The organism is Ruegeria sp. CF1 (assembly GCF_056537445.1).
This window is the reverse complement of record NZ_JBQFRN010000002.1, coordinates 37615-62440: the sequence shown is the minus strand read 5'-3', so window position 1 is coordinate 62440 and position 24826 is coordinate 37615. Positions and strand designations below refer to the sequence as shown.

The 24826-nt window shown below is 56.7% G+C and carries 27 protein-coding genes; 24 read left to right on the top strand and 3 right to left on the bottom strand.

Going from position 1 to position 24826, the window contains the following annotated elements:
• The first annotated feature begins 47 nt into the window (after positions 1 to 47).
• From ACRZ96_RS05470 to ACRZ96_RS05455, 4 genes are all read left to right on the top strand, one after another.
• Entirely contained in the window at positions 48 to 1286 is a 1239-nt protein-coding gene (locus ACRZ96_RS05470; protein WP_170402109.1) for a TRAP transporter substrate-binding protein, read from the top strand.
• A 66-nt stretch (positions 1287 to 1352) separates the two neighbouring features.
• Positions 1353 to 2018: a TRAP transporter small permease gene (locus ACRZ96_RS05465; protein WP_170392533.1), complete on the top strand. Its 666-nt coding sequence runs from the start codon at positions 1353 to 1355 to the stop codon at positions 2016 to 2018.
• Positions 2018 to 3376 (top strand): TRAP transporter large permease, encoded by a 1359-nt coding sequence (locus tag ACRZ96_RS05460; protein ID WP_170392534.1) that lies wholly within the window; start codon positions 2018 to 2020, stop codon positions 3374 to 3376. Before ACRZ96_RS05465 ends, ACRZ96_RS05460 begins: the two co-directional genes overlap by 1 nt.
• Before the next feature lie 11 nt (positions 3377 to 3387).
• The gene (locus tag ACRZ96_RS05455; RefSeq protein ID WP_170661686.1) at positions 3388 to 4167 is read left to right on the top strand and encodes an IclR family transcriptional regulator; all 780 of its coding nucleotides are present in this window, start codon (positions 3388 to 3390) and stop codon (positions 4165 to 4167) included.
• A 286-nt stretch (positions 4168 to 4453) separates the two neighbouring features.
• Here ACRZ96_RS05455 and ACRZ96_RS05450 read toward each other — a convergent pair whose 3' ends face one another.
• Positions 4454 to 5491, bottom strand: a complete 1038-nt coding sequence (locus ACRZ96_RS05450) for a LacI family DNA-binding transcriptional regulator (protein WP_480771896.1) — start codon at positions 5489 to 5491, stop codon at positions 4454 to 4456.
• A gap of 171 nt (positions 5492 to 5662) precedes the next feature.
• Between ACRZ96_RS05450 and ACRZ96_RS05445 the strand changes: the two genes are divergently transcribed.
• The 15 genes from ACRZ96_RS05445 (at position 5663) to ACRZ96_RS05375 (ending at position 18213) form a co-directional block, all read left to right on the top strand.
• Positions 5663 to 5854, top strand: a complete 192-nt coding sequence (locus ACRZ96_RS05445) for a hypothetical protein (RefSeq protein WP_170513627.1) — start codon at positions 5663 to 5665, stop codon at positions 5852 to 5854.
• 32 nt (positions 5855 to 5886) lie between these two features.
• Positions 5887 to 7032 carry a TRAP transporter substrate-binding protein gene (locus tag ACRZ96_RS05440; RefSeq protein WP_170392537.1) on the top strand — a complete coding sequence of 382 codons (1146 nt, stop codon included), beginning with the start codon at positions 5887 to 5889 and terminating at the stop codon, positions 7030 to 7032.
• A 102-nt stretch (positions 7033 to 7134) separates the two neighbouring features.
• Positions 7135 to 7650: a TRAP transporter small permease gene (locus tag ACRZ96_RS05435; protein WP_170420467.1), complete on the top strand. Its 516-nt coding sequence runs from the start codon at positions 7135 to 7137 to the stop codon at positions 7648 to 7650.
• 15 nt (positions 7651 to 7665) lie between these two features.
• Positions 7666 to 8997: a TRAP transporter large permease gene (locus ACRZ96_RS05430; RefSeq protein WP_170392539.1), complete on the top strand. Its 1332-nt coding sequence runs from the start codon at positions 7666 to 7668 to the stop codon at positions 8995 to 8997.
• Between the two features lie 36 nt (positions 8998 to 9033).
• On the top strand, positions 9034 to 10341 hold the full coding sequence (gene hisD, locus ACRZ96_RS05425) for a histidinol dehydrogenase (RefSeq protein ID WP_170392540.1): 1308 nt from the start codon (positions 9034 to 9036) through the stop codon (positions 10339 to 10341).
• An 8-nt stretch (positions 10342 to 10349) separates the two neighbouring features.
• A complete protein-coding gene (locus ACRZ96_RS05420; RefSeq protein WP_170802058.1) occupies positions 10350 to 11087 on the top strand; it encodes an SDR family oxidoreductase in 738 nt (245 codons plus the stop codon).
• A complete protein-coding gene (locus ACRZ96_RS05415) occupies positions 11084 to 12046 on the top strand; it encodes an alcohol dehydrogenase catalytic domain-containing protein (RefSeq protein ID WP_480706941.1) in 963 nt (320 codons plus the stop codon). Before ACRZ96_RS05420 ends, ACRZ96_RS05415 begins: the two co-directional genes overlap by 4 nt.
• Positions 12047 to 12064: 18 nt before the next feature.
• Entirely contained in the window at positions 12065 to 12370 is a 306-nt protein-coding gene (locus ACRZ96_RS05410; RefSeq protein ID WP_170392543.1) for a UxaA family hydrolase, read from the top strand.
• A gap of 12 nt (positions 12371 to 12382) precedes the next feature.
• Positions 12383 to 13561 carry a UxaA family hydrolase gene (locus ACRZ96_RS05405; RefSeq protein ID WP_170392544.1) on the top strand — a complete coding sequence of 393 codons (1179 nt, stop codon included), beginning with the start codon at positions 12383 to 12385 and terminating at the stop codon, positions 13559 to 13561.
• Between the two features lie 208 nt (positions 13562 to 13769).
• The gene (locus ACRZ96_RS05400; RefSeq protein ID WP_170402133.1) at positions 13770 to 14186 is read left to right on the top strand and encodes a universal stress protein; all 417 of its coding nucleotides are present in this window, start codon (positions 13770 to 13772) and stop codon (positions 14184 to 14186) included.
• Positions 14187 to 14425: 239 nt separating this feature from the next.
• The gene (locus tag ACRZ96_RS05395; RefSeq protein ID WP_480814301.1) at positions 14426 to 15229 is read left to right on the top strand and encodes a helix-turn-helix transcriptional regulator; all 804 of its coding nucleotides are present in this window, start codon (positions 14426 to 14428) and stop codon (positions 15227 to 15229) included.
• Between the two features lie 113 nt (positions 15230 to 15342).
• Positions 15343 to 16296: an alpha/beta hydrolase gene (locus tag ACRZ96_RS05390; RefSeq protein WP_170513551.1), complete on the top strand. Its 954-nt coding sequence runs from the start codon at positions 15343 to 15345 to the stop codon at positions 16294 to 16296.
• 58 nt (positions 16297 to 16354) lie between these two features.
• Positions 16355 to 16849, top strand: a complete 495-nt coding sequence (locus ACRZ96_RS05385) for a nuclear transport factor 2 family protein (RefSeq protein WP_480439098.1) — start codon at positions 16355 to 16357, stop codon at positions 16847 to 16849.
• A 53-nt stretch (positions 16850 to 16902) separates the two neighbouring features.
• Positions 16903 to 17409 carry a nuclear transport factor 2 family protein gene (locus ACRZ96_RS05380; protein ID WP_480706942.1) on the top strand — a complete coding sequence of 169 codons (507 nt, stop codon included), beginning with the start codon at positions 16903 to 16905 and terminating at the stop codon, positions 17407 to 17409.
• 111 nt (positions 17410 to 17520) lie between these two features.
• Positions 17521 to 18213 carry an SDR family NAD(P)-dependent oxidoreductase gene (locus ACRZ96_RS05375; RefSeq protein ID WP_480706943.1) on the top strand — a complete coding sequence of 231 codons (693 nt, stop codon included), beginning with the start codon at positions 17521 to 17523 and terminating at the stop codon, positions 18211 to 18213.
• Between the two features lie 3 nt (positions 18214 to 18216).
• Here the strand turns inward: ACRZ96_RS05375 and ACRZ96_RS05370 are convergent, their stop codons facing one another.
• Complete coding sequence (locus tag ACRZ96_RS05370) at positions 18217 to 19053, bottom strand: LysR family transcriptional regulator (RefSeq protein ID WP_223116903.1); 837 nt, start codon at positions 19051 to 19053, stop codon at positions 18217 to 18219.
• Between the two features lie 91 nt (positions 19054 to 19144).
• Here ACRZ96_RS05370 and ACRZ96_RS05365 point away from each other — a divergent pair, with 91 nt between their 5' ends.
• Complete coding sequence (locus tag ACRZ96_RS05365) at positions 19145 to 20140, top strand: quinone oxidoreductase family protein (RefSeq protein WP_223116904.1); 996 nt, start codon at positions 19145 to 19147, stop codon at positions 20138 to 20140.
• A gap of 37 nt (positions 20141 to 20177) precedes the next feature.
• Positions 20178 to 20918 carry an SDR family oxidoreductase gene (locus ACRZ96_RS05360; RefSeq protein WP_480814300.1) on the top strand — a complete coding sequence of 247 codons (741 nt, stop codon included), beginning with the start codon at positions 20178 to 20180 and terminating at the stop codon, positions 20916 to 20918.
• A 28-nt stretch (positions 20919 to 20946) separates the two neighbouring features.
• Here the strand turns inward: ACRZ96_RS05360 and ACRZ96_RS05355 are convergent, their stop codons facing one another.
• A complete protein-coding gene (locus tag ACRZ96_RS05355) occupies positions 20947 to 21834 on the bottom strand; it encodes a MurR/RpiR family transcriptional regulator (RefSeq protein WP_170392553.1) in 888 nt (295 codons plus the stop codon).
• 132 nt (positions 21835 to 21966) lie between these two features.
• Here ACRZ96_RS05355 and ACRZ96_RS05350 point away from each other — a divergent pair, with 132 nt between their 5' ends.
• Genes ACRZ96_RS05350 through ACRZ96_RS05340 form a run of 3 tightly spaced genes read left to right on the top strand, consistent with a single transcriptional unit; the run spans position 21967 to position 24756 of the window.
• Complete coding sequence (locus tag ACRZ96_RS05350; protein WP_255611785.1) at positions 21967 to 23049, top strand: alcohol dehydrogenase family protein; 1083 nt, start codon at positions 21967 to 21969, stop codon at positions 23047 to 23049.
• 17 nt (positions 23050 to 23066) lie between these two features.
• Positions 23067 to 23624 carry a dimethylsulfonioproprionate lyase family protein gene (locus tag ACRZ96_RS05345; protein WP_480563556.1) on the top strand — a complete coding sequence of 186 codons (558 nt, stop codon included), beginning with the start codon at positions 23067 to 23069 and terminating at the stop codon, positions 23622 to 23624.
• A 25-nt stretch (positions 23625 to 23649) separates the two neighbouring features.
• Entirely contained in the window at positions 23650 to 24756 is a 1107-nt protein-coding gene (locus ACRZ96_RS05340) for a mandelate racemase/muconate lactonizing enzyme family protein (protein WP_480706947.1), read from the top strand.
• Positions 24757 to 24826 lie beyond the last annotated feature (70 nt).

The window sequence follows — 24826 nt, the reverse complement described above, 5'->3', positions numbered from 1 at the left end:
TTTTTTGATACAAAACGTCTCAATAATTGCGATCAGGGAGGTAAGCAATGGAGATCGGACGGAAACTAAGTGGTATTTCACGGCGAGATTTCTTCCGCGTGGCCGGGCGTTACGGCATGAGTTCGACACTGCTGGCGGCAGGCGGGTTCGGCGGCGCGATGAGTCTGGCGAATCTGGCGCAGGCCGCCGAATCCACCTATGAGAAGCGCTTTTCGAAAGAGCCGAAGCACACGCTGAAATTCGGCGCGTCGGGTTTCAACACCCGCAACCTGTTGATTGAGCGCGCCGGCGCAATCGAGTTCGCGCGCGACCTGGAAGAACGCACGGACGGCGAGATTCGCATCGAATTCATCGGCGACAACCAGATCTGCGGCCAGCTGAGCTGTGTCGAAAAGACCCAACAGGGGATCGTCGATATTTATGCCGCCTCAACTCAAAACTCGGCCGGAGGCGCACCTTATCTGAACGTGCTGGACTATGCCTATATGTTCCCCAGCCGCGCGGCGCAGTATCACTTCTTCTATAGCCCGGCGAGCCAGCGCATCCTGCGTGATCCGCTGGAAAAACGGCACGGGTTGAAGTTCCTGTTTACCCATTGTGAGCTACGCGGCCTGCAAATGGGTTCGACCTTTGCCGACAAGCCGACCGTCACCAAACTGGAAGAGTTGTTTGGTACCAAGAACCGCGTGACGGGTACGCAGTTGGGCCGGATTGCAATGCAATTGCTGAATCTGAACCCAGTCCCGGTGGCTTGGGAAGAGACGCTGGATGCGCTTAAGACAGGTCTGATCGATGGGGCGGAAACCTGGGCCTCGGCCGTGGCTTACGCCAACATGGCGCCGGTGGTTTCGCAGTCGGTCAATCTGAAATTTTTCTGCGGCACTGAACATACGTCCATGTCGGCCGAGGTCTTTGACGGTCTGAGTGGAGAATTGCAGGACGCAGTTATGGAATCTTCCTACTTCACTCAAGCGTTGATCCAGGGTGCGAATGAAGCCGCATTGCTGAATACGGTGGGTTTCTCGGAGCCGCAATTGCCGGACACGATCTTCGCCGAAAATGGCGTGCGCCCGGCATTCCTGGCTGACGATCAGATCAAGCTGGCCGAAGAGATGTGCGCCCCGAACTACAACCCAGAGCCTTGGGCCCAGTGGCGCGAACGTCTGAATAAATGGGCAGGCGGCATTGATACCTATCAGGAAATCTACGACATCGCGCGCGAGATTCCGGCCGACACCCTGCCGGAAAATGTCGAACCGCGCCGTTGGTGGAAAGGCGAAGCCTGATAGACTGTTACGAACCGGCCCTGAGCGGGCCGGTTCAACTTTATACCGACTGGGAGGACGGGGTTCATGTCGTTTTGGGCAGACATCGGCGCGATTTTCAGCGCCTTTCTCAGCCAGGATTCGTTCGAGATTCAATCCGCACTGGAATCCGACGCCGCCTGGGTGTTGGGCGCGATTGTCTCAGCGATTGGCGGAATCGTGATCATGTTGATCTATCGGGCGGTGCCATTTGTTGAACGTCATCTGGAACGGTCGGTGATGGTGTATTCCTACCTTGCGATCGCATTAATCATCTTCTGGGGCGTGATCGACCGGTTTGTGTTCAACGATCAGGAACCCTGGTCGACCACCATTCCCCCGCTGCTGTTCATGGTCATGGCGTGGTTTGGGGCGTCGTACAATGTCCGCCTGCGCACACATTTGAGCTTCAGCGAATTCCGCACTGCAATGCCGAGGGCTGGGCAATTGGCTTGCCTGATACTCGACGCAATATTGTGGTTCATCTTTGCGGTGATCGTCATCGTGACCACAACACGGCTGGTGGCATTGTCGGCATCAAACTTTCAGATCGTTCTGGGTACAGATAATATCATGCAGTGGTGGTTCCTTCTGGCCGCACCGCTGTCGTTCTTTCTGATGGTCGGGCGCGTGTTTCAGAACCTTGCCGATGATCTGAACAACTGGAAAACAGGCGAGCCGCTGATCAAGCAGGCCGTGATCGGAGCAGACTGATGACAGACGGAACTATGGTCACACTGATCTCTCTTGCGGTCACCTTTCTGTTCATGCTGGGCGTGCCGGTTTTGCTGGTAATCGGCTATTGGGTCATCGGCTGTTCGTTTGTTCTTGGCCTGACGCTGGACAACATGGGTGCTGAACTTCTGAACGTGTTCAACAAGGGTTTCGCCCTGCTGGCGATGCCGCTTTTCATCCTGACCGGCGACCTGATCAATAAATCGGGCATCGCGCGGCGGCTCAGCGATTTCGCCTATGCCTGTCTGGGCTGGATACGCGGTGGATTAGCGATGGCGTCACTCGGCGCTTGTGGGCTGTTTGCTGCGATCTCGGGGTCGAACTCGGCAACGACAGCCACCATTGGCTCGATGCTGCACCCCGAGATGGTCAAAGGGGGTTATGACGAACGGTTCAGCGCGGCCACGGCGGCGGCAGGCGGCACGGTGGGGATCATCATTCCTCCCTCGATCATCTTCATCGTCTATGGCTTCCTGATGAACCTGCCGATTTCCGAGCTATTCGTGGCTGGTATCCTTCCGGGCGCGCTGATGGTCTTTGGCATGCAGTTCGCCTGCTGGATCATTTGCCGCATGAACGGCTGGGGACATCTGATTCCGCTGCAACTGAACCGGGTGCTGAAAACTGCATTCGGTGCCTGGCTTGGATTCTTTGCCATCGGGCTGGTGCTGTGGGGTATATACACAGGCAAATTCTCACCAACTGAGGCAGCCGGAGTGACGGTCGGCTTCTGCGTTATTGCAGGGTTGGTCAGCTATCCGATCAATCGGATCATGGGCGCGCGGAACGACATCTCACCCACCGAAAAAAGCTATGCCGAGATGTTTGTCGTCGAAGGCTTCACGATCCCCGAGATCCCCTCAATCGTGATCCGCTCGGCCCAGATCACAGGTATCCTCGCACCGCTGATCGCGATTTCTGTGGTGATGCAGCAGATCCTTTCATTGCTTGGCGCTCAGCAAACCATTGGGGATTTCGTAACCTCGATGGGTGGCTACCATGCGGTTCTGTTTACTTCGATGGTGATCGTTTTCTTCTCGGGCATGGTACTCGAAAGCCTGCCTGTCACGATCATCCTGGCCCCGATTCTGGCACCGATTGCGGCCTCGGTCGGGATTGATCCGATCCATTTCTCGGTAATCTTCCTTGTGGGGGCTTCGATTGGCTTCATCACACCCCCCTACGGTCTCAATCTCTACGTGGCATCAGGGGTGACTGGCGTTCCCTACTTCCGTCTGCTTCGGTACACTGTGCCCTATCTAGCAGCGCTGATATCAGTGTGGATTTTGATCTCGCTTGTACCTGATCTGGCCTTGATCCTGCTGCCAAATAACTAGACTGTTGCGGGATGGCCGAAACGGAAACACAAGACAAAGAAACTCAGATCCCAACTAACTTGCGCCTTCTCCTCATCCTTGAGGAGGTGGCGCGACGCGGGGTTGCCGTCAAACCATCGGACCTGATCGAGACACTCGGTCTGGCGAAACCAACAATCCACCGTTTATTGCAAACAGCAGAGGCCGAAGGTTTCCTGCAGCGCGATCTGGATGGCCGCTCATACGGTCCTGGGCACCGTCTAAGGTTGCTTTCAGTCAACACCATGTCGTCCGAGCATCTGCGCACAGCGCGTTTGGCGATCTTACGCAGTGTCGCCGAGCAGGTTGGTGAGACATGCAATCTCGCCATTCCTGACCGAGAGGGCATGATCTATCTTGACCGGGTTGAGACGAAGTGGCCTTTGCGCATTCAATTACCGGTCGGGACACAGGTTCCCTTTCATTGCACCGCCAGCGGCAAGATGTACTTGTCCACGCTCCGGCAGAAAACACTGGATGGATTTCTTTCAGCAGGAAATCTGCAGCCACAGACTGAAAGTTCCCTGACCGATCCGCAGTCATTGCGCACGGAAATCCAACATATCGCTCAGAACGGTTATTCCACTGATGATGAAGAGTTCATGAGTGGAATGGCAGCCCTAGCAGTACCCGTTCAAGATGGGCAAGGCCGATTGGTGGGCACACTTTCGGTTCATGCACCGACACAACGTCACAACGTCAACAGCCTGATGTCGTTTCTGGGTATCCTGAAAAAGGGGGCAAATGAACTTTCGGCTCTGTTAACCACGTGACCAGAACCTGAAAGACAGCCGCGACAAAATAATTTTTGCCCGATTGCCGCGGCAGGCATCGTCCGGTTCGGGGCATTCTGCATCGCAACGGATGAGCCGCGTACAAAGGCCTTCCTCTCAGCAATCACTCTCACAGCTCTCTTGGCCTGCTAGCCATAAACTCTGAGTCTAAGAATTATTCACACCAGTAATTCAAGTTGGATTGGCCGCGCATGCCGAATCCGGGTCGTACATCGTTGGTAGATTCGAGCGAGTGGATTTCCAGACATAGCCCTCAAGGTCGGGATCACTCAATAGTGCGGGCAGGACCGAGTGATTGACGTAGTCTTATTTCTGTCGGCAACTCAACACTTTGACCGCTGTGCGCATCACGGAGTATCTGGATCAGCATCCCAGCGGCGCGACGACCCATCTCGCGATGCGGGACATGGACCGTCGTAAGAGCGGGTTCGGCGAGCATTGCAATTTCGATATCGTCAAAACCGGTAATTGAGAGGTCCCTGGGCACCCCAAGCCCCATTTCCCGAGCCGCACGTAAGGCTCCGACCGCCAAAACATCATTGACGCACATCACGGCAGTCGTTTCTGGTGCGGCTGTCATGACCTCGCGCAAAGCAACTTCACCAGTTTCAACGCCGTAAGCGGTCTCGACAAGAAACATTGTATTCGGGTCCTGACCGGCCTCTTGTTTGGCATCCCGAATTCCTTGAACGCGTTCCCTTGCCCGATCATTCGAAGCGGTTGGAGCAGAGATACACGCGATATGCTGATGCCCATATCCAATGACCTGCCGGGCAAGGGCAAACATCGCAGCCCGATTGTCAAAGCCGATGGCAGGCGGGGATTGGTCAGGATCAAATGACCAAGCGATCAAAGTTGGTACACGCTGCTTTTCCAGAAACGCATAGATTTCCGGTTCGCGATCGTACCCAATCAGCAGCAACCCATCTGCACCCCGCGCTACCAACGCACGCACCTGTTGTTCTTCCAGCTCTGAATCATAGGCGGACGAAGCAACCAGAAGCGTTTTACCATGCCTCACCAGCTCTTCCTGAAACGCCTGTAATCCGCGTGCAAAAACAGCGTTCTCCATAGTCGGTATCACGGCGGCGATGGTATTTGTCTGCCTTGCTGCAAGGGCTTGGGCTCCGAAATTTGGCGCGTACCCAAGTTCTCGTACGGCTGCCAGAACTCGTTCCCTTGTGCTTTGCCCTACCCGCTCTGGCGAGTTCAGGCACCGCGAGACAGTTGCGGTGGACACGTTCGCATGTCGGGCAACATCTGCAAGGGTTGGGACTGTGTTTTCGTGACCGCTTTGAGGCATGGTTTTTCTTGTCATTTTGGATGGGCAACTAGCTCAAGACGAATTCTATCAAAAGCACGATTTGTCGGGAACCTACAACACATGTGCAATGTAAGCGCTTGCATAACAAAATGTAAGCGCTTACATTGCGGGCGACTCAGTGCGAGGCATTGGATAGGTTGGGGAGGACGCATGCCATACTTGATAGCTGGAATATTGCTGCTCGCGTTTGTAGCGAACGTAGTGATCGGAGCAGTGTCGAATGCGCCCTTGGTCAACAATATCTGGGAAATGTTGATCTTGTTTGCCGCGGCCATCGCCTTTTCGATCGGCATTCTGCGGAGCGAAGCAAAAGAAATTTCGGATAAAAAATCAAAGGAATAAATCCGAAAAAAAGTCCAACGGGAGGAGAACACATGGACAAGACTAAACAGGAGCTGGCTTCGGCCGAGCGTCGGAATTTTTTGAAACTCGCGGGCACCGGCTCGTTCACGGCGGCCATGGTCGCCGGCGCGGCTGGGACATTGTGGTCCAGCGAAGCGGCAGCACAGACCGCCGCCGAGGAACGCGATCGCGAAAACGCGGCTGAATTCAAGATGACGTTGGCAACGGCCTATGTTCTGGGCGCGTCTCGCAGCTATCCGATCATGCAGCTGGACCTGAAAGAAAACATCCAGAACATGACGAATGGCAAGGTCTATGTGAAACTGGCTCCCGGTGGCCAGCTTGGCGCGGGCGGAGCACTGGCGCAGGCAGTTCAGGGCGGGACAATACAAGCGGCGCAACACTCGTTGTCAAATTTCGCGCCCTTCGCAAGCGTCGTCGATCTGATCAACCTTCCATATTTCTGCGGGTCCAACCAGCGGTTCACGAACCTGACTTCCTCCGAAGCTTGGAAGGCGGAAGTAGACCCCAAGATCGCGGCATCTGGCTTTAAAGCGCTGATGTATATCGTGATCGATCCGCGCGTCGTCGCTGTTCGCCAGGGAGGCAACGCAATTATCACCCCCGGCGATATGTCCGGTGTCAAATTCCGCGTACCCGGATCAAAAATGCTGCAGCAGTATTATGGCATGGTGGGTGCGAACCCGACGCCTGTTGCGTGGGGTGAGACTCCGTCAGCGATCCGGCAAGGCGTCGCAGACGCGCTTGATCCCTCGGTGGGCGCGTTGCATGTCTTTGGCTTTGGTGAGATCCTCAGCCATGTGACCTTCACTCAGGCGGTGCCGGACAGTCAGGTCTATTCGATCAACCTTGAATGGTTCGACAGCCTGCCGATGGACGTCAAGGAAGGTATCGAATTTGCGGGCGAAGTCACCCAGCAGCAGAACCTTTCCAAAGTGCCTTCGGCACGGGCCTACGCCATGTCTCAATTGATCGCGAACGGCGTCGAGTTCCACTCGCTCAGCGAAGATCAGTTGGGCGAATGGAAAGAGGCCGGTGGCTATCAGCGCAGCGAATGGGACAGCTTCAAGACCGAGCTGGCCGGATCGATGGATGCGTTCGCCAAGCTGGAAGAAGCCGCAGACACGCGTGCGAAATACTACGTGCACGACGCCTGATCGCATCTTCGGGCCGGCGCGTCCAGCGTCGGCTCATCCGATGTTTGCCCATTAGAAACCCACTAGAACACGTCGCCGCCGCGTGACGGTAGTGAGGATGCTATGTCTCAGCTCTTTCGAGCGATTGATAAAAATGCCGAACGTTGGCTGCTTTTAGTCTTCTACGTCATGCTCGTCGGCACGATGTTCATCGAAGTGGTCCGGCGCGAGGTCTTTGCCTACTCGTCCATCTGGGGCGAAGAAATCGTCCGGTATGCGTTTATCTATCTCGCATGGATCGGTGCTGCCGCCGCGGTCAAGGAACGCGGGCATATCCGCATTGATGTTCTGATGCACTACGTCCCGCGCACGGTCAAAACGCTGCTCTATATCTTCGGCGACATCGTGATGTTCATCGTGGCGCTCGTCGCGATCTATTGGTCGTGGGAGACAGTCCACGTGTCCTGGAAATTCGGGTCTGTCACACACGGCCTGCGGATCAGCCAGGTCTTTTTCCTCATGGCGGTGCCGTTTGGCTTCGCGCTGGTCATCTTTCGACTGGTGCAGTCCTTCGTCCGCGACATTGCCGACCTTCGAACGGGCCGTCCCGTCTACGAAGGCGACAAGCTGTTTGATTAAGGGAGGGCCTGAGCCATGATGTGGCAACAACTCGGCGGTCAAACGCTTGAACTTGGGTGGGATTTCTACGCCTCCGTCATTCTCTTCGTCGCTCTTGTCGCGCTCGCCGTTCCGGTCTGGGCCGCGATCGGCGCAGCATCGATCACAATGCTGATCATGTCCGGCGCATTGCCGCTGAGCCTTGTCGGCGAAAAGCTGTTCTCGGGCATCGATGCCTTCGCGCTGACAGCTGTGCCGCTGTTTATCCTGACCGGAGACGTGCTTGTCCGAACCGGGCTCAGTCGAAAGTTTCTGGACGTCGCCGAAGCCCTGACCTGTTGGGCCAAGGGTGGCTTCGGTTCGGCCACCGTCCTGGTCTGTGGCATGTTCGCGGCGATCTCCGGGTCGGACGCAGCAGGTGCGGCAGCGGTAGGGCGCATGACTATCGACCGGCTGGTCGAGAGCGGTTATCCCCGCCCCTACGCCTGTGCTTTGGTCGCAGCAGGAGCCTGCACCGGCATCCTCATCCCGCCCTCTATCGCCTATATCATCATCGGCCTCGTGCTGGGTATAGCGGTCTCGACCTTGTTCCTTGCTGCGCTGATCCCCGGCCTCTTGATCCTGACGGCCATCCTGATCACCAACGTCGTGATGAACCGGCTGAACCTTTGGGAAGGCGGCGGCATGATGACCGCAGCTGAATGGCGCGCGAACCTGTGGAAGACGGTCAAGTCCGGCTGGTACGCTTTCCTTGTCCCCGGCATCATTTTCTACGGCATCTTCTCGGGGAAACTGACCCCGACCGAGGCAGGTGCCGTGGCGGTCGTCGTGACCATATTCATCGGGTTTATCCTGGGCACACTGAAATTGTCCGACTTCCCGGCCATGCTGGTCAGTTCGGCCAAGGTCAACGGTGTGATCCTTCCGATCATCGCCTTCTCGATCCCTCTGGCCGAAGCTCTGGCGATCATTGGAGTGCCGCAAGGATTTGTCGGAGCTTTGACCTCAGTCAGCAGTAACGAATTCGTACTGATCGCCATGATGGTCCTTATCCTGATCATTGCGGGCTGCGTTATGGAAACGACGCCCAACATCGTGATCCTGGCACCGATCCTCTACCCGTTGGCGCAAGAGATTGAGATGAACCAGATTCAGTTCTGCATCATGATGATCACCGCGCTGGGGGTCGGGTTTATTACTCCACCCTTGGGGCTGAACTTGTTCGTGGTGTCGGGGATTACGGGCGAGTCGATCCTCAAGATCGCCTACCGCGCCATCCCGTTTGTTTTCTTCATGCTGATCGTGACGTTGATGATCGCCTATATCCCGGCGTTCTCTACCTCGCTGTTGCCTGATGTCTATCGATAAGCCGCCGAAAGACGCGGTAAGAAAAGGACCTAATTCATGACCCGTGAATACCTGAAGAAAGCCACGCTGACCGCGCGCAGCGGAGCGTCAGATGTCAGTGAAATTGTGCAGGGAATCCTGACCGACATTGAGACAGGTGGCGATGCCAAGGCGTTGGAATACGCAGCCAAATTCGACAACTACGAAGGTAACGTCATTCTCAGCGATGCCGAAATCCAGGCCGCGATGGATGCCGTGCCAGAAAAGCTGAAGCGCGACATCGAGTTCAGCCACAGCAACGTCAAACGCTTTGCCGAGGCACAGAAAGCGTCCATGACCGACATCGCAGTCGAGGTTGTGCCGGGCCTGACCGCTGGCCAGAAGATGATCCCGGTGGATGCAGCCGGTTGCTACGTCCCAGGCGGGCGCTACAGCCATATCGCCAGCGCGATCATGACCGTGACGACGGCGAAGGTGGCGGGATGTAAGCACATTGTCGCGTGCTCACCGCCGCGCCCGGATGTCGGTATCGCGCCTGCGATCGTCTACGCCGCGCATATCTGTGGCGCCGACAAGATCATGGCCATGGGCGGCGTGCAGGGGGTTGCGGCGATGACCTTCGGGTTGTTCGGGCTTCCCAAGGCTAACATCCTTGTGGGCCCCGGCAATCAGTTTGTGGCCGAAGCAAAGCGTATCCTGTTCGGGCGTGTCGGCATCGACATGATCGCGGGCCCGACGGACAGTCTGGTCCTTGCGGATGTCACTGCTGATCCGATGGTTGTTGCAACTGACCTCGTTGGGCAGGCCGAGCACGGATACAACTCACCGGTTTGGCTGGTGACAGACAATCGCGACCTCGCCGAAGAGGTTATGCGCTTGGTGCCAGTGCTGATCGAGGACCTGCCCGAAGTGAACCGCGAAAACGCTACGGCTGCGTGGCGCGATTATGCCGAGGTCATCCTGTGCGCGGATCGCGAAGAAATGGCGGCGACATCGGATCAATACGCCCCGGAACACCTGACAGTCATGGCCGATGATCTTGATTGGTGGCTGGATCGGCTGACGTGCTATGGGTCGCTTTTCTTGGGCGAAGAGACCACGGTTGCCTTTGGCGACAAAGCCTCGGGCACCAATCACGTGCTGCCCACGAGCCGGGCGGCCACTTACACCGGTGGCCTCAGCGTCCATAAATACATGAAGATCGTGACCTGGCAGCGCTCGACCGCTGATGCGATGAAGCCGATTGCGCAGGCGACGGCCCGTATCTCACGCCTTGAAGGTATGGAGGGGCACGCGCGTACCGCGGATATTCGATTGGCCAAGTTCTTCCCCGATGAAAACTTTGACCTGACAGCCGAAGACTGACCCAACCCGTGACCTATCATCCTGATCTCACTGGACATACCGCTCTTGTGACCGGGGCCAGCTCCGGCCTTGGTCGCAGAGCGGCAGAGGTACTGTCGCATGCCGGCGCTAAGGTCGTGGGCGTGGCGCGACGTGCAGAAGCGTTGGCCGAGCTGGATCAGGTCCATCCCCTGCCCTGGGATCTTTCGGATCGTGATCGGTTGGCGGAGCTGGCCGTTGCCGCGTCGCAGCCGTTTGGGGCACCGGATATTCTGGTGCATGCCGCCGGGATCAACACGCGCGAGGCTGCGGATGATGTATCGCCTGAGGGGTGGGACATCACACTGGGATTGAACCTTGCCGTTCCCTTCTTTCTGTCGCAGCACCTAGTGCCCGATATGAAGGCCAAAGGCTGGGGACGGATCGTAAATTTCGCATCGCTCCAGTCCAGCCGAGCTTTTCCAGGTGGGCTTAGCTATGGGGCGTCAAAGGGCGGCGTGGCACAGCTGACCCGAGCAATGGCCGAGGCCTGGTCATCGAGCGGAATATGCGTAAACGCGATTGGCCCTGGGTTCTTTCGAACCGAGCTGACGGCTGCAGTGTTCAATGATCCTGAACGCGCGAACCGTAATGCTGCGCAGACCTGTATCGGTCGCAACGGTGAGCCCAAAGACCTCGACGGCCCGTTGCTGTTCTTTTGCTCTGATGCCTGTGCCTACGTGACCGGGCAAGTTTTGATGGTCGATGGAGGGTTTACAGCGAAATGAAAGCTTTGGTTTACACTGATGTCGAAACACTGGAATACCGCTATTTCGCGGACCCGGAGCCCGGCCCCGATGAGGTTCTCGTCCGCATCGATAGCGTCGGTATTTGCGGGTCCGACATGCACGCCTATCTGGGCCATGATGATCGCCGCCCGGCACCGCTGATCCTGGGCCATGAGGGGGCCGGTGTGACTGCTGATGGTCGCCGCGTAACCATCAATCCGCTGGTAAACGACCCCAACAGCGCGGCCAGCCGGTCCGGACGTGAGAACCTTTGCCCCTCGCGACAGATCATCTCAATGCCGCCGCGCGAAGGCGCTTTTGCGGAATACGTCGCTATCCCAGAGCGCAATTTGATTGAAGTGCCCTCGCATATCACGCTGGAGCAGGCCGCACTCGCCGAACCGATTGCAGTCAGCTGGCATGCGGTGCGGCTGGGGCTTGCGTCCCTGCACCCGGCAGACGAACGGCGTGCCCATGTGATTGGCGGCGGGGCAATCGGGCTAGCGGCAGCTCTCGCGCTCACTGCGATGGGGGTCGAGCAGGTGACCTTATCCGAACCCAACGCAGCCCGTGCGACCTATCTTCGCGACACCTGTGGAATCGCTGTTGTGGACACACCGGAACAGGACATTCCATTGGTGATCGACGCAGTGGGGTTTGCGTCTACCCGTGCGGTTGCCTCGGCTCTCGTCAGCCCGGGCGGGGTGATTTTGCACATCGGCCTAGGCAGTTCCGAAGGTGGATTGGATATCCGACGCATCACGCTGCAGGAAATCACGCTAATCGGCACCTACACCTATACCGCACAGGACTTCCGCGACACATGCAATGCCATGTTCAAGGGCCGCCTCGGGACGCTTGACTGGGTTGAAACCCGCGACCTGTCCGACGGGGCCTCGGCCTTTACAGACATTCGCGCTGGCAAGACGCTTGCGCCGAAAACCATCCTTAAACCATAGCAAAAACCGGAGACCTTCATGTCAAATCCAGCCCCAAATGAAATACCGCACCTTTTGGTGCATGAAGAGGAAGACAATGTCGGTGTCGTGGTCGTCGAAGGCCTGACTGCAGGCACCGACATGCTGTGCTGTATTACACATGACAACTCGACCTTTCGCCTGACCGCAGGTGCGGATGTTCCGATTGGCCACAAGATTGCGCTCACGGACCTCAAGAACGGCGATACGGCGATCAAGTATGGTGAGGATATCGGCAAGATCATCGCTGACATCCCACGCGGCGGGCATGTCCACACGCAAAACTGCAAGACCAAGCGCTGGTAAGGGGTTAATACCATGAGCAAATATTCAAACATGACTGTCATGGGCTACCGGCGCGAAAACGGCCGGGTTGGTGTGCGCAACCACGTGCTGATCCTGCCCGTCGATGACATTTCCAACGCCGCCTGCGAGGCAGTCGCCAACAACGTCAAGGGCACGCTGGCAATCCCACACGCTTATGGCCGCCTTCAGTTCGGCGAGGACCTCGAGCTGCATTTCCGCACCATGATTGGCACAGGGGCCAACCCGAATGTCCACTCGGTGGTGGTGATCGGCATCGAGCCGGGTTGGACCAAACGCATTGCCGACGGCATCCGCGAGACCGGCAAGGACGTGGCAGAGTTCTCAATCGAACAGAACGGTGACTTCGAGACCATCCGGCGCGCTTCATGGGCCGCCAAGGATTTTGTTCACAAGGCCACCGAGGTCCAGCGCGAGGAATGCTCGATCAACGAGCTTTGGATTTCGACCAAATGCGGTGAAAGCGACACGACAACGGGTCTGGGGTCCTGCCCAACCGTTGGCAACATGTATGACAAGTTGCTGCCCGAAGGGATCACCGGGTTCTTTGGTGAAACCTCGGAAATCACCGGGGCGGAACATATCTGCCAGAAACGCGCCATCAATGAAGAAGTGGGCGAACGCTGGTACAAGATGTGGAAAGCCTATCAGGACGATGTAATCTTTGCCCATCAGACCGATGACCTCAGCGACAGTCAGCCAACCAAGGGCAACATCGAAGGTGGCCTGACCACCATTGAGGAAAAGGCGCTTGGCAACCTCGAAAAGATCGGCCGGACTTCGCAGTATATCGACATTCTGGAACCTGCCGAGCAACCTAACTCGGGCAAAGGCCTCTACTTCATGGACAGTTCATCAGCTGCGGCGGAATGTGTGACGCTGATGGCGGCGGGCGGTGCTGTGATCCATACCTTCCCGACAGGTCAGGGCAACGTGGTGGGCAACCCGATCGTTCCGGTCATCAAGATCACCGCGAACCCGCGTACAGTGCGCACCATGGGCGAGCATGTGGATGTTGATGTTTCAGGCATCTTGCGGCGCGAACAAACCATCGATCAGGCTGGTGATGCTCTGATCGATATGATCCGCAGGACAGCAAACGGCCGTAACACCGCGGCAGAGGCGCTGGGACATCGGGAATTCTCGATGACAAAACTGTATCGCAGCGCATAGTAACCTCAAGGCGGCCATTGCATATGCGGTGGCCGTCTTTCTCTTGAACCGAGGTCCAGAATGGGCGCGGCTCGAGGTGTTTGGCCACTAAGGCAGGGCGGGGTCCTGGGCAACAGATCAGAACCTTTAATTCTGAAAGTACTTATCAAGTTATGATGCACCAAGCCCTGCTCGTTGACATCGCCGAAACTCACTGGGAGTGCTTTACATGTATAAATCCATATTGATCCCCGTTGCCATTGATCATGAAGAGTTGGTTGCCGAGAAAATCACCACTGCCCGCAAGCTTTTGGCAGCTGACGGAAAGATCACACTACTTACAGTTCTGGAACAGATCCCGGGTTTTACAGCGGAATTCGTGACAGTGAAATCCGAGAACCATCTGACCAACAAAATCATGGGAACCCTAAAGTCGATCGCCGGAGAAGCGACCGATATAAACTGCCAGGTAGAAACGGGAAAGCCAGGGCTGCGCATTACCGAGTTCGCACGTGAAATCGGCGCTGATTTGATTGTTGTCGGAGCGCATCACCCATCGGCAATGGACTATTTTCTCGGATCAACGGCAGCGCGTGTTTCTCGTCGGGCATCGTGTTCCGTCTTGATTCAGCGACCGCAATCTTGAAAATTCTCTAAGCGTCGACCCGAACGCTACGGCTGCGTTGCGAGAAGCAGGTGGCCACGGAACCACTCCATGGGTTCGCACCCCTGTTGGATGTTTTCAACCGTGTGCGATCGACGCCAGCGAGAATTGCCCAGGTACACTATGGGAGCCGACGATTGCCTTCGAGATATGCGGACATTTACCCCTCGGAACCTTTACTAAACAGCGATGCGATCGAGCGGCCTTCGGCTGCAGGGTTGATGTCCGTTCGGTATTTCCGGGCTGAGCCGGATCAGATGCCCGAGGATGTTTTCAAAGAGCATCACGTGCTTCTCAATCTCCAGACCATTCCGCACAGAGTTCGGAACTGGAGGGATGGTGAGTTGCGGGATTTCATGTTTCACAAGGATGAAATCATCGTCACTCCGGCTGGTATGCGATCGGGTTGGCAATGGTACGCGACGTCTGATGTCATCGTTATCACGCTGGACCCGGCTAAGGTTGAACGCTTTGCTCAGTCCGAGCTGGGCATGCTGCTTGACCCGCAGCAATTTCGGGATTTGCCGCAGTTCTCGGACCCTGATCTGTGCACGGCTGGCGTTATACTGCGTGACGCATTGGAATCGACCGACATGTCTTCGGTCGTGATGTTCGAAGCCATGAGCCGCGTATTCCTAGTGAAACTGCTCCAGAAATATGGAAAACGCCGGATCGAAGATGTTCAGCTGTCATCCCGCTTCACATCCCGGCATTACCAGCGCGTTTTGGCCTTTGTACAGAACCGGCTGGATCAGACCATAACCGTTGAGCAGCTCGCGACCGAGGCGGGAATGAGCCCTTCGCACTTCGCACGCATGTTCAAAGAGACGTTGGGCACGACCCCGATGCAATATGTCATGGCCTACCGAATTGAACAGGCGATGAAGATGATGCAAGACCAGCAGCGTCCTCTGGGTGATATCGCTTTGGAATGTGGCTTTTCCGATCAGGCTCATTTCACGCGCAGCTTTAAACAGGTGGTGGGACAAACCCCCAAGGCTTATCGCGCGGCCAACATGGCTTGATGCAGGATCATTCAAAAACACAGCAGTCCGGTGCAATCAAGTGAACCTCCGGCAACGTATCTCTTTCGTCATCGGGCTTGCGCCCATCCAGACAGACTTTGGGAGATATCGCGATGAAAACCCTCGCTCTGAATACCGCTGCGGCTTTAATGGCCTCGACAGCTGCCGTCGCACAGGTCGAAACCCGCATTGTCACCTTTGAGAATGAAGGTGCCACCCTATCCGGCACACTGTACCTACCCGAAGAACGCGGCGATGCACCTTTGCCAACGGTCGTGGTCACAGGGGCCTGGACCTCGGTACAAGAACAGATGCCGGCGAACTATGCCCGGGAAATGGCCGAACGCGGATTTGCCGCCTTCACCTTCGATTTCCGGGGCTGGGGTAAATCCGGCGATCTGCCGAACCAAGCGCGCTTTGTCGAAAGCCCCGAAGCCAAGACCTCGGACATCAAGGCAGCGATCGAATTCATAGCGACCCTGCCAGAAGTGGACGCCGAGCACATCAATGGGCTGGGTATCTGCGCCTCAGCGGGTTATATGGTCGATGCCGTCTCGGGCAACCCGCTGGTTCAGCGACTTGGTTTGGTTGCTCCCTGGCTGCAGAACGCCGAAATTGTTGAGGCCGTCTACGGCGGCGCAGAAGGTGTTGCCGGCTTGCTTCAAGTCTCTCGGGCTGCCGAAGCCGCCGGGGGCCAGATCATTCCTGCCGCGGGTCCAGAAGGTGCCGAAGGCGTGCTGATGCCGATCGGTGGCTACTACTATGAGGCGGACCGTGGGGCGATCCCGGAATATGATGACAAATGGAACAATGCAGGCTGGGAAGGCTGGCTGACCTACCATCCCGCCGACAACCCACAGCGTCTGGATAAACCGCTGACCATTGTTCACTCTGAAAGCGCAGCGATCCCGCAGGGCGTGCAGACCTTCCTTGCCGGATTTGCCGGTGACGCGACTGCGCAGTGGCTCGAGGATGTCACGCAGTTCGATTTCTACGACAACCCCGAGGACGTGACACGGGCGGCCGACGCCGTTGCCGACCACTTCCGCGCCGGATTGGATAATTGATCCTGCTGATCAGGCGTCGGACCTCGCTATCCGACGCCTCATTCCCTTGGAGACCCTAATGACCCGAAAACTTCAACTAGCACTCGCGGTCGCGACCGTTATGGGAGGCAACGCAATGGCCGATACCCCCGAAGACAATATGAAAGTGGTTCAGAACTTTTTTGCGGCTTACGGCTCGAACGACCTTGATGGAATCGCCGCAGTCATGGACGAGGACGTACAATGGCACATTCCCGGCCGCCATCCGCTGAGCGGCACCAAAAACGGTCGGGATGAAGTTTTGGCCTTCTTCGCCCAGTTGGGCGCAGCTGGGTTTCAGGCTGACCCGATCTACTTTGGCGCGGATGAAACCCATGTTGTAGATATTCACCGAGGCTGGTCCAACGCCGAAGGTAAGCCGAATGTCGATACCATCTGGGCTCTGGTTTACCGGATCGAGAACGGCAAGATCGTCGAGGCCACCAATCTCAGTGCCGATCAGGATGCGGCGAATACGTTTTTTTGGTCGCAATACACCTTAGCGCCCGTGCCTGAACGCTTGGCTAATGAATGAAGCAGGCGCAGCAACGTACGTTGCTTTGTCCAACTCTGACAAAGGACCCGGATATGAAACGATCCCTCATCGCCATGCTCACCGCCATAACAATGATTGGAGGCCCTGCATTGGCCGATCAAACCGACATCACCCGCACCCTAACGGATATCGCTGCAGGCGCAGACCGGCATGATTGGACCCGTGTAAGGGATGCCTTCGCCGATCACGTCACCATTGACTACACCAGCCTTTGGGGTGGAGACCCGGCAACCCAACCCGCTGACGAACTTGTTGCGGGCTGGGCCGCCTTCCTGCCCGGGTTCGACAGCACGCATCACATGGTGACCAACCACGCAATCACCTCAGTTTCAGAAATCGCCGCGACAGCGCAGGCTGATTTCACCGCCACCCACCGTCTTGACGATGGCCTATGGGTTTTGGGCGGCCGTTATGACTATGTGCTGGAAAAAACAGGTGACCGCTGGGTTGTAACAGCGATGACAATGACCGCTCTTTGGGAAACCGGCGACCGTGGTCTCGTCGCCCTCGCCGGTGAACGCGGGGCCGGGGCCAACTGACATCAGTTAACGCCGAATCGTTGCGCGCCGGTTGCCTTGCCAGAGCGATGTTGGCAATCTCACTATTAGGCTTTGCTTTCGGTTAACTGACGAAAATTCAAAGGAAACCTCATGACCGAACAACGTATCGCACTTGTGACCGGAGCCAATCGAGGCATCGGCAAAGAAGTCGCCCTACAACTGGCCCGCGATCATGGATTATTTGTTTTGGTAGCATCGCGCGACCCGCAAAAAGGACAAGCCACGGCCGAAGAGATTGGGCATGGAGCTAAGGCCTTGCAACTGGACGTGTCCGATCAGAGCTCGGTCAACGCTGCCTTTGATAAGATCAACTCCGAATACGGATATCTCGACATACTGGTAAACAATGCAGGCGTTGACTACGACACGGATCAGCACGCGCTCAGCGCCGACCTGGTGCGCGTGCGCCGTGCTTTCGAGACCAACTTCTTCGGAGCCTGGGCAACAACCATTTCGGCCGTTCCTTTGCTTCAAAATGGTCATGATGCCCGGATTGTAAACGTGTCTTCCGGCTCAGGAGCGCTGACAGGCATGTCATCCAGCACTCCTGGATATGGCATCTCGAAAACGGCGCTCAATGCACTGACCATCAAGACTGCGGCTGATTTGAAACCCGAAGGCATCCTTGTCAACGCAGTGTGCCCCGGCTGGGTCGCCACTGACATGGGCGGGGGTGGTCGCCCGGTGTCCGAAGGGGCCAAGGGCGTCGTGTGGGCTGCAACACTCCCCGTGAACGGTCCAACAGGTGGTTTCTTTCGGGATGGGGTGCAAATTGATTGGTAGGATTTATCTCGGCGCCATGAAATCGATCAGTTTCCTGACACGCTCGGGCAACAGGCGACGGCTGGGATAAACCGCATACATGTCTCGAGTCAGCGGGACAGTATTCTCAACTTCCAGTCGTCGCAGATCGCCCTCCACCATATCCTTAGGCAACATCGCTATCCCCAGATTACGACGAGCGGCCTGTGCTATGACATCAAGGTCGCCAATATTATGGGCTATGTGGGCTGGATTCACCGTCTCTCCCGTTTCCAGTACCCAAGGTTGACCCGCCATCAGCGCAGGAAGAGTCTGGAACTTCGGTCGCGTCAAAGGTCCCGAAAGTCCGTGCTCTCGAATGAAGCCCTGCCCTGCGCAAAAACAATATGGAACTGACCATAACCGCTTGGCAACAAGACCGGAGTCCGCAAGCGGACCGACCCGAAAGGCGAGGTCGATATTGTCCGCGAAAAAATCCAGCATGATGTTAGTCGTCGTCAGTTCAAGCTGGACCTGAGGATTTTGTTCGGCGAAATCCACCAGCTTTGGCCCAATCGTTGTACGAGCTGCCAAGGGTGGGGCCGTAATGCGGATCGTGTGGTGCCGCGTGTCATCGGTAAAACCCGCAACACGCTGAAGCGCTTCAATCGGATCCTGACAACGATCCAGAAGACGGCGCCCCTCTTCGGTCAGGCGCACCTGCCTTGTCGTGCGCTCGAATAGCTTAGCGCCCAGATGATCCTCTAACATGGCAATCCTGCGACTAATCCTGCTAAGCGGAATACCCAGCCGATCTGCAGCTTTGGAAAAGCTGAGGTGGTGGGCGACAACAGTAAACAGGCCAAGGTCGTTGTAGATCATAATTCTATTTATGAGATAATACCTTCTAGATTCAACGATTATCACGAAATGGCGTCATCGCTATCTTCTGCGAAACAAAAGGAGATGCATGATGCCGTACGCGATAGAAATCACCCAAACTGGCGGGCCCGAAGTTCTGCGAAGCGTTGACCAAGCTGTCGCACAGCCCGGTGCCAGAGAAATCCTGATCCGTAATCATGCCGGGGCGGTAAATTTTATCGATACGATTATTCGCCGTGGCGAAATGCCAGAGGGCATGATGCCAGACCTGCCCCATGTACCCGGCGTTGAAGGTGCCGGAATCGTCGAAGCGACGGGCAAAGATGCCGTTGGTTTCGCCGTGGGTGATCGCGTCGCATGGATGGGCCCGATTGGTGCGGGCGGCTATGGTACGCATTCCGTAATAAGTGCACCTTATGTAACCAAAATTGCCGATACCATCGCCTTTGAAACCGCAGCAGCAATCCCTGTAAACGCAATGACGGCCTATCACATGCTGGTCAATCTGGGCGGTGCGGCGGCCGGAAGATCCGTACTGGTGCATGCGGCTGCAGGCGGAGTGGGCACGATGGCCCTCCACATCGCCAAGCATCTGGGCATGACTGTGATCGCTTCGGTCAGCACTGAAAAGGTCGGATACGCCCAGGCGCAAGGAGCAGATTTTGTCATCGACTATCGTACTCAGGACGTGGCCACGCTGGTGCCAGAGATCACAAGTGGGCGCGGTGTTGATCTGACGTTGAATCCGGTTTCCGGTGACTCCTTGAAATCAGACCTTGATGCGCTGGCTCCCCTTGGAACGGCTGTGCTCTTCGGATTCCTTGCCGGGCCGCCAGCTGGCGATTTTGCCGAGGATCTGGCGAAACACTTCCAGAAATCTGTCTCAGTGCGGGTCAGCGATATTTACACGTATTTTTCCAACCGACCAACTGCATTCGGCGCGGACATGACCAAGGTATTCAAGCTGTTGGAAACTGGCATTCTGCGTCCTCAGATCACCACATACCCAATCGCCAAGGCTACGGAAGCACATCGCCGCCTAGAGGCGGGCGAAACCACCGGCAAGTTGGTGCTCAGCATCGATTGACTCATTTAACAGACACGACATGCAAGGAACCAAAGCAATGAACTCGGTTTTCGAAACGGCCCTCATCGGCAAACACGTTGTTATCATTGGCGGCAGCAGCGGCATGGGTAAGGCCACCGCAAAGCTGGCGGTGGCGCTCGGTGCGAAAGTTACCATCGCCAGCCGGTGTCTCGCCAAGCTGGAGGCAGCAGCGGCAGACATCGGAGGCGGAGTTCAGATCGCACCGGTCGATACCACCAACGAAACTGGCATGAAGTCCTGGGCCAGCGGCCTTGAAAAAGTAGATCATCTGGTCATCTCTGCCTCAAGCGCAGCGCGTGGGGCCTTCGCCGAATTGCCAACCACTGACCTGCGCGCGATGTTCGAGGCTAAATTTATCGGGCCCTATGTGGCGGCGCGTGAAGTCTTGCCTGTCTTGACTGAAGGCGGCTCCATCACCTTCTTTTCTGGCGTCCTCAGCCGCCGACCCTCTGCCGGTGCAACGGGTCTTGGGGCCGTGAACGCGGCGCTCGAAGCCCTGTCCAAGGGGTTGGCATTGGAGCTATCAAGCCGTGCGCGTGTGAACTGCATCAGCCCTGGAATGGTTGCGACCGAGGCTTACGCGGCAATGTCGAATGAGGCTCGCGAGGCCATGTTCGCTCAGGTTGGTAACAGCCTGCCCGTCGGACGCATTGGTGAGGCAGAGGACATCGCCCAAGCTGTGATAGTGGCAATGACAAATGGCTATCTCACGGGCGCTGTGCTGGATGTGGATGGTGGTCACCTAGTGCGTGGCTGAATGGCCAATGCGGATTGGCCTGATCCAATCAGGGCTCTTCCGCGTGATATAGGCCTAGCTGATGGCGACGCTTGTGAAAGGTCGCCACTCTTTCGACAATCTCGTCGCTGGCCACTGCAATGACGAAGGACAAAAGCGTTTCGAGCAATGCGATAGTACTTACTGATGACGGGAAGAATTGCGGCGTATCCGCCGAGATGACGAACCCGTGTTGTGCATTGCGCAGAACAGGGCTGGCTGGGCTGTCAGAAAGACCGACCACCGTCATGCCCTGCTCTCGGGCAACTTGCACCGCCTCGACCACTTCATTCCGATAAGGTTTGCAGGTCATCGCAATTAGCACATCGCGTTTGTCCGCCCATGCCAGATCGTCAATCGGATTTGATCCAGCGCGCGGGATAGCATGAAACTGCACCATGCCCGTCGAGGCCAGATAAACAAAGTTTCGCGCATTCGAATTGTTCACGCCAACGCCCAGCACGAACACGTTACGCGAATTCCAGATATCTTCAGCGGCGGCTTTCAGCTGTTCGGACGAGATATTGGCAAACGTCTCCTCGACATTGCGCAGGGCGTCCTGAACCATATCCGCATAAAGCCCGCCCATATTGCCGGACTTACGAATATCCTGCAGCCAACGCGCGCGTTCCGGGAAATCGGCCTGCCCGCGCCGGATCGCCTCGCGGAAGGGAACCCGGAAATCTTCGTAGCCTTCGAACCCCACCTGCCGCGCCATTCGGACAATGGTATTGGGTTTCACATTGGCGGCTTCAGCAATTTCGCGTACAGTCGATACGCCCACGTCGCGCGGGTTCTCAAGCACATAGGTCGCAGCCTTGCGTGCCTCGGGTGTCAACTGAGACAGTTCTTCCGCCAGCCGTTCCAAAACTAAATTTGATACATCTGTCCCATTCATGATTGACGATGGTATTTTTGTTTGCATACGGTGTCGAGACCAAATCGACTCAGGGGGGGGCGGACCGATGTCTTTCAGTTCACTCCCGCGCTTGATTGAGGTCACCGTAAATGCATCGACGGAGTTTGCCGCATGGCCCAATCCGAGACAATGAAGGCGATGGTCACCATGGGGCACGGTGATCTTGATCAGATGGTCTGGCACGAAAACTGGCCGTGTCCTACTCCCAAACCGGGCGAAGTTCTGATCAAGGTCGGTGCCTGTGGCCTGAACAATACCGACGTAAACACTAGGTCCGGCTGGTATTCTAAAACCGTCAGCGATGCGACCACCGGTGGCGCGTTTGAAGAGGTCGGCACTGATGACCCAACCTGGGGCGGAGCGCCACTGGCCTTTCCGCGCATTCAAGGGGCGGATGTCTGTGGGCAGATCGTTGGAGTTGGAGACGGCGTGGATCCAAACCGCTTGGGCGAGCGTGTGATAACCGATTGCTGGTTGCGCGATCCGACCGATCCGGTAAACAAGGACAAAACCGGCTACTTCGGATCAGAGCGAGATGGCGGCTTTGCCGAATACACAACGATCCCGGCTGTCAATGCGATAGCCATCCAATCAACACTTTCGGATGCTGAGCTGGCAACCTTCTCCTGTTCCTACTCAACCGCCGAAGGCATGCTGACCCGCGCCAAGGTCACCGCGGCTGACACTGTTCTTGTTCCGGGCGCATCTGGCGGCGTCGGTGGCGCTCTGGTTCAACTGGCCAAGCGCCGAAATGCGCGGGTCATCGCGATGGCGTCGGAGGCTAAGCACGACGACGTGGCCCTGTTGGGTCCAGATGTCATCCTGTCCCGCGCCCCCGATGATTTGCGCAAATCGTTGGGAGACGAAAAGATCACGGTCGTTGCCGACGTGGTGGGCGGGTCATACTGGCCGCAGCTTATCAGCATTCTTGAACGCGGCGGACGCTATACCTGCTCGGGCGCCATCGCGGGCCCTATGGTCGAGTTCGATTTGCGGACGTTCTACTTGCGCGATCTGACCTTTACAGGCTCGACCGTCATCGACCCCGAAGTAATGCAAAATCTTGTACGTTATATCGAAGCGGGCGAAGTAAAACCGGCCCTGGCCGCAACCTACCCTCTAAGCCAATTGCATGAGGCACAAACCGCCTTCATCGCGAAGAAACACACCGGAAACATCGTGGTGATCCCATGACGTTGGATGATGTTTTAATGGCCGCCAGGCGATTGCATCAGAACCACCCGGATTTGGCGGGTTTTGGGGGTTGGCCAACAGATTTATCCAGAACGGACTTACAGCCCGCACAGATTCCGGCAACCCGGCTTGTCAGCAAATTTGGTCTGAACGGTACGCCCGAAACACAGGCATTGGTTACGGCTATTGCAGCAACTGCTGAGCAAGCGCACTGGAAACTGACCTATTCCGAATCCGAAGTCGGTGCGGATTTCTTGTCTCGATACGGGTATTACGAACTGTTCGGACCCAGCGGGCATTTCCATTCGACCCAACTACGCGGTTATGTCGCCTATTGGGGCGCAGGTCTGCAGTATGACTGGCACAGCCATCAGGCTGAAGAGCTATACCTGACGCTCGCTGGAAAAGCCTGTTTTAAGGTTGAAGGGAATGCACAGCTTGTCGGACCGGGCCAGACCCGCCAGCATGAAAGTTGGCAAAGCCACGCCATGACGACAAGCGATCATTCAATCCTGACCTTTGTCTTGTGGCGGGGCGATGGAATGGATGAACTGCCTCGGATGGATGCCGCATGACATACTGCGTCGAGGTGAAACCAAAATGAAAATTACCGGGATTTCTGTCTTTCAAATCGACCTGCCATTGGAGCATCCATACTGGCTGTCAGGCGGGCGATTGAAGTTTGAGGAGCTGGATGCGACGCTGGTCAAGATTGAAACCGACAAAGGGCTTGTTGGTTGGGGCGAAGGCACGCCTTGGGGGCATACCTATGTACCCGCCCACGGCCCCGGCATACGGGCCGGGATCGAGACGATGGCACCGTTTGTTCTTGGCCTCGACCCGCGGCGAGTTCTGGATGTTGAACGCGCGATGGATCAGGCCCTACCCGGACATTTCTACGCCAAAAGCCCGATTGACATGGCGTGCTGGGACATAGCCGGTCAGGTTGCTGGTCTTCCGATTGCTGATCTGATGGGGGGAGGGTCGCGTACGCCGCGCCCAATCGCATCCTCCGTAGGAGCCAAGACAATCGAAGAAACCCGCGCCGTCATCGAACGATACCGGCAGCGCGGCTATATCGCCCATTCCGTCAAAATCGGCGGCGATGTGGCCCGTGATATCGCCCGAATCCGTGACATGGAAAGCCTGCGCAATCCCGAAGACATCGTCCTCTATGACGTCAATCGCGGCTGGTCGCGGCAGCAAGCATTACGCGTGATGAGTGCGGTCGAAGACCTCAATGTCATGATCGAACAGCCTTGCGAAACACTGGATGACATTGCCGCGATCTCAGGCAAACATGCTTCGCCTGTTTCGGTTGATGAAAGCCTTGTTACCCTTCAGGACGCGACGCGCATAGCCCGCGATGGCATTGCCGAAATATTCGGCATCAAGCTCAATCGGGTCGGCGGGCTTACCAAAGCGGCCCGAATGCGCGATGTCGCGCTGGCGCATGGGATTGACATGTTTGTAATGGCAACCGGTGGTTCTGTGCTGGCGGATACCGAAGCGCTGCATCTGGCGGCGACAATTCCGGATGCGAATTGTCATGCTGTCTGGGCCTGTCAGGACATGATCACCGTCGATATCGCCGGTGGGCGTGGGCCGAGAAACGTGGACGGCCACCTGCATCTTCCCGAAACACCCGGCCTTGGCGTTCACCCAGATGAAGATGCGTTGGGTGATCCTGTGGCGATCTACCGGTAACGATACACGCCTCTTGTGCAAGTTCGATGACGGTCATCTGCCGAGGTTGACCTTGCCGCTTCGCCATGGG

Bases quoted from the DNA above. Each gene is read 5' to 3' on its own strand.
- ACRZ96_RS05405 (WP_170392544.1), top strand. From the start codon at position 12,383: ATGAGCAAATATTCAAACATGACTGTCATGGGCTACCGGCGCGAAAAC.
- ACRZ96_RS05460 (WP_170392534.1), top strand. From the start codon at position 2,018: ATGACAGACGGAACTATGGTCACACTGATCTCTCTTGCGGTCACCTTT.
- ACRZ96_RS05435 (WP_170420467.1), top strand. From the start codon at position 7,135: ATGTCTCAGCTCTTTCGAGCGATTGATAAAAATGCCGAACGTTGGCTG.
- ACRZ96_RS05375 (WP_480706943.1), top strand. From the start codon at position 17,521: ATGACCGAACAACGTATCGCACTTGTGACCGGAGCCAATCGAGGCATC.
- ACRZ96_RS05360 (WP_480814300.1), top strand. From the start codon at position 20,178: ATGAACTCGGTTTTCGAAACGGCCCTCATCGGCAAACACGTTGTTATC.
- ACRZ96_RS05390 (WP_170513551.1), top strand. From the start codon at position 15,343: ATGAAAACCCTCGCTCTGAATACCGCTGCGGCTTTAATGGCCTCGACA.
- ACRZ96_RS05450 (WP_480771896.1), bottom strand. From the start codon at position 5,491: ATGCCTCAAAGCGGTCACGAAAACACAGTCCCAACCCTTGCAGATGTT.
- ACRZ96_RS05415 (WP_480706941.1), top strand. From the start codon at position 11,084: ATGAAAGCTTTGGTTTACACTGATGTCGAAACACTGGAATACCGCTAT.
- ACRZ96_RS05410 (WP_170392543.1), top strand. From the start codon at position 12,065: ATGTCAAATCCAGCCCCAAATGAAATACCGCACCTTTTGGTGCATGAA.
- ACRZ96_RS05465 (WP_170392533.1), top strand. From the start codon at position 1,353: ATGTCGTTTTGGGCAGACATCGGCGCGATTTTCAGCGCCTTTCTCAGC.
- ACRZ96_RS05350 (WP_255611785.1), top strand. From the start codon at position 21,967: ATGGCCCAATCCGAGACAATGAAGGCGATGGTCACCATGGGGCACGGT.
- ACRZ96_RS05370 (WP_223116903.1), bottom strand. From the start codon at position 19,053: ATGATCTACAACGACCTTGGCCTGTTTACTGTTGTCGCCCACCACCTC.
- ACRZ96_RS05345 (WP_480563556.1), top strand. From the start codon at position 23,067: ATGGCCGCCAGGCGATTGCATCAGAACCACCCGGATTTGGCGGGTTTT.
- ACRZ96_RS05470 (WP_170402109.1), top strand. From the start codon at position 48: ATGGAGATCGGACGGAAACTAAGTGGTATTTCACGGCGAGATTTCTTC.
- ACRZ96_RS05355 (WP_170392553.1), bottom strand. From the start codon at position 21,834: ATGAATGGGACAGATGTATCAAATTTAGTTTTGGAACGGCTGGCGGAA.
- ACRZ96_RS05340 (WP_480706947.1), top strand. From the start codon at position 23,650: ATGAAAATTACCGGGATTTCTGTCTTTCAAATCGACCTGCCATTGGAG.
- ACRZ96_RS05455 (WP_170661686.1), top strand. From the start codon at position 3,388: ATGGCCGAAACGGAAACACAAGACAAAGAAACTCAGATCCCAACTAAC.
- hisD (WP_170392540.1), top strand. From the start codon at position 9,034: ATGACCCGTGAATACCTGAAGAAAGCCACGCTGACCGCGCGCAGCGGA.
- ACRZ96_RS05430 (WP_170392539.1), top strand. From the start codon at position 7,666: ATGATGTGGCAACAACTCGGCGGTCAAACGCTTGAACTTGGGTGGGAT.
- ACRZ96_RS05385 (WP_480439098.1), top strand. From the start codon at position 16,355: ATGACCCGAAAACTTCAACTAGCACTCGCGGTCGCGACCGTTATGGGA.
- ACRZ96_RS05445 (WP_170513627.1), top strand. From the start codon at position 5,663: ATGCCATACTTGATAGCTGGAATATTGCTGCTCGCGTTTGTAGCGAAC.
- ACRZ96_RS05380 (WP_480706942.1), top strand. From the start codon at position 16,903: ATGAAACGATCCCTCATCGCCATGCTCACCGCCATAACAATGATTGGA.
- ACRZ96_RS05395 (WP_480814301.1), top strand. From the start codon at position 14,426: ATGTCCGTTCGGTATTTCCGGGCTGAGCCGGATCAGATGCCCGAGGAT.
- ACRZ96_RS05365 (WP_223116904.1), top strand. From the start codon at position 19,145: ATGCCGTACGCGATAGAAATCACCCAAACTGGCGGGCCCGAAGTTCTG.
- ACRZ96_RS05440 (WP_170392537.1), top strand. From the start codon at position 5,887: ATGGACAAGACTAAACAGGAGCTGGCTTCGGCCGAGCGTCGGAATTTT.
- ACRZ96_RS05400 (WP_170402133.1), top strand. From the start codon at position 13,770: ATGTATAAATCCATATTGATCCCCGTTGCCATTGATCATGAAGAGTTG.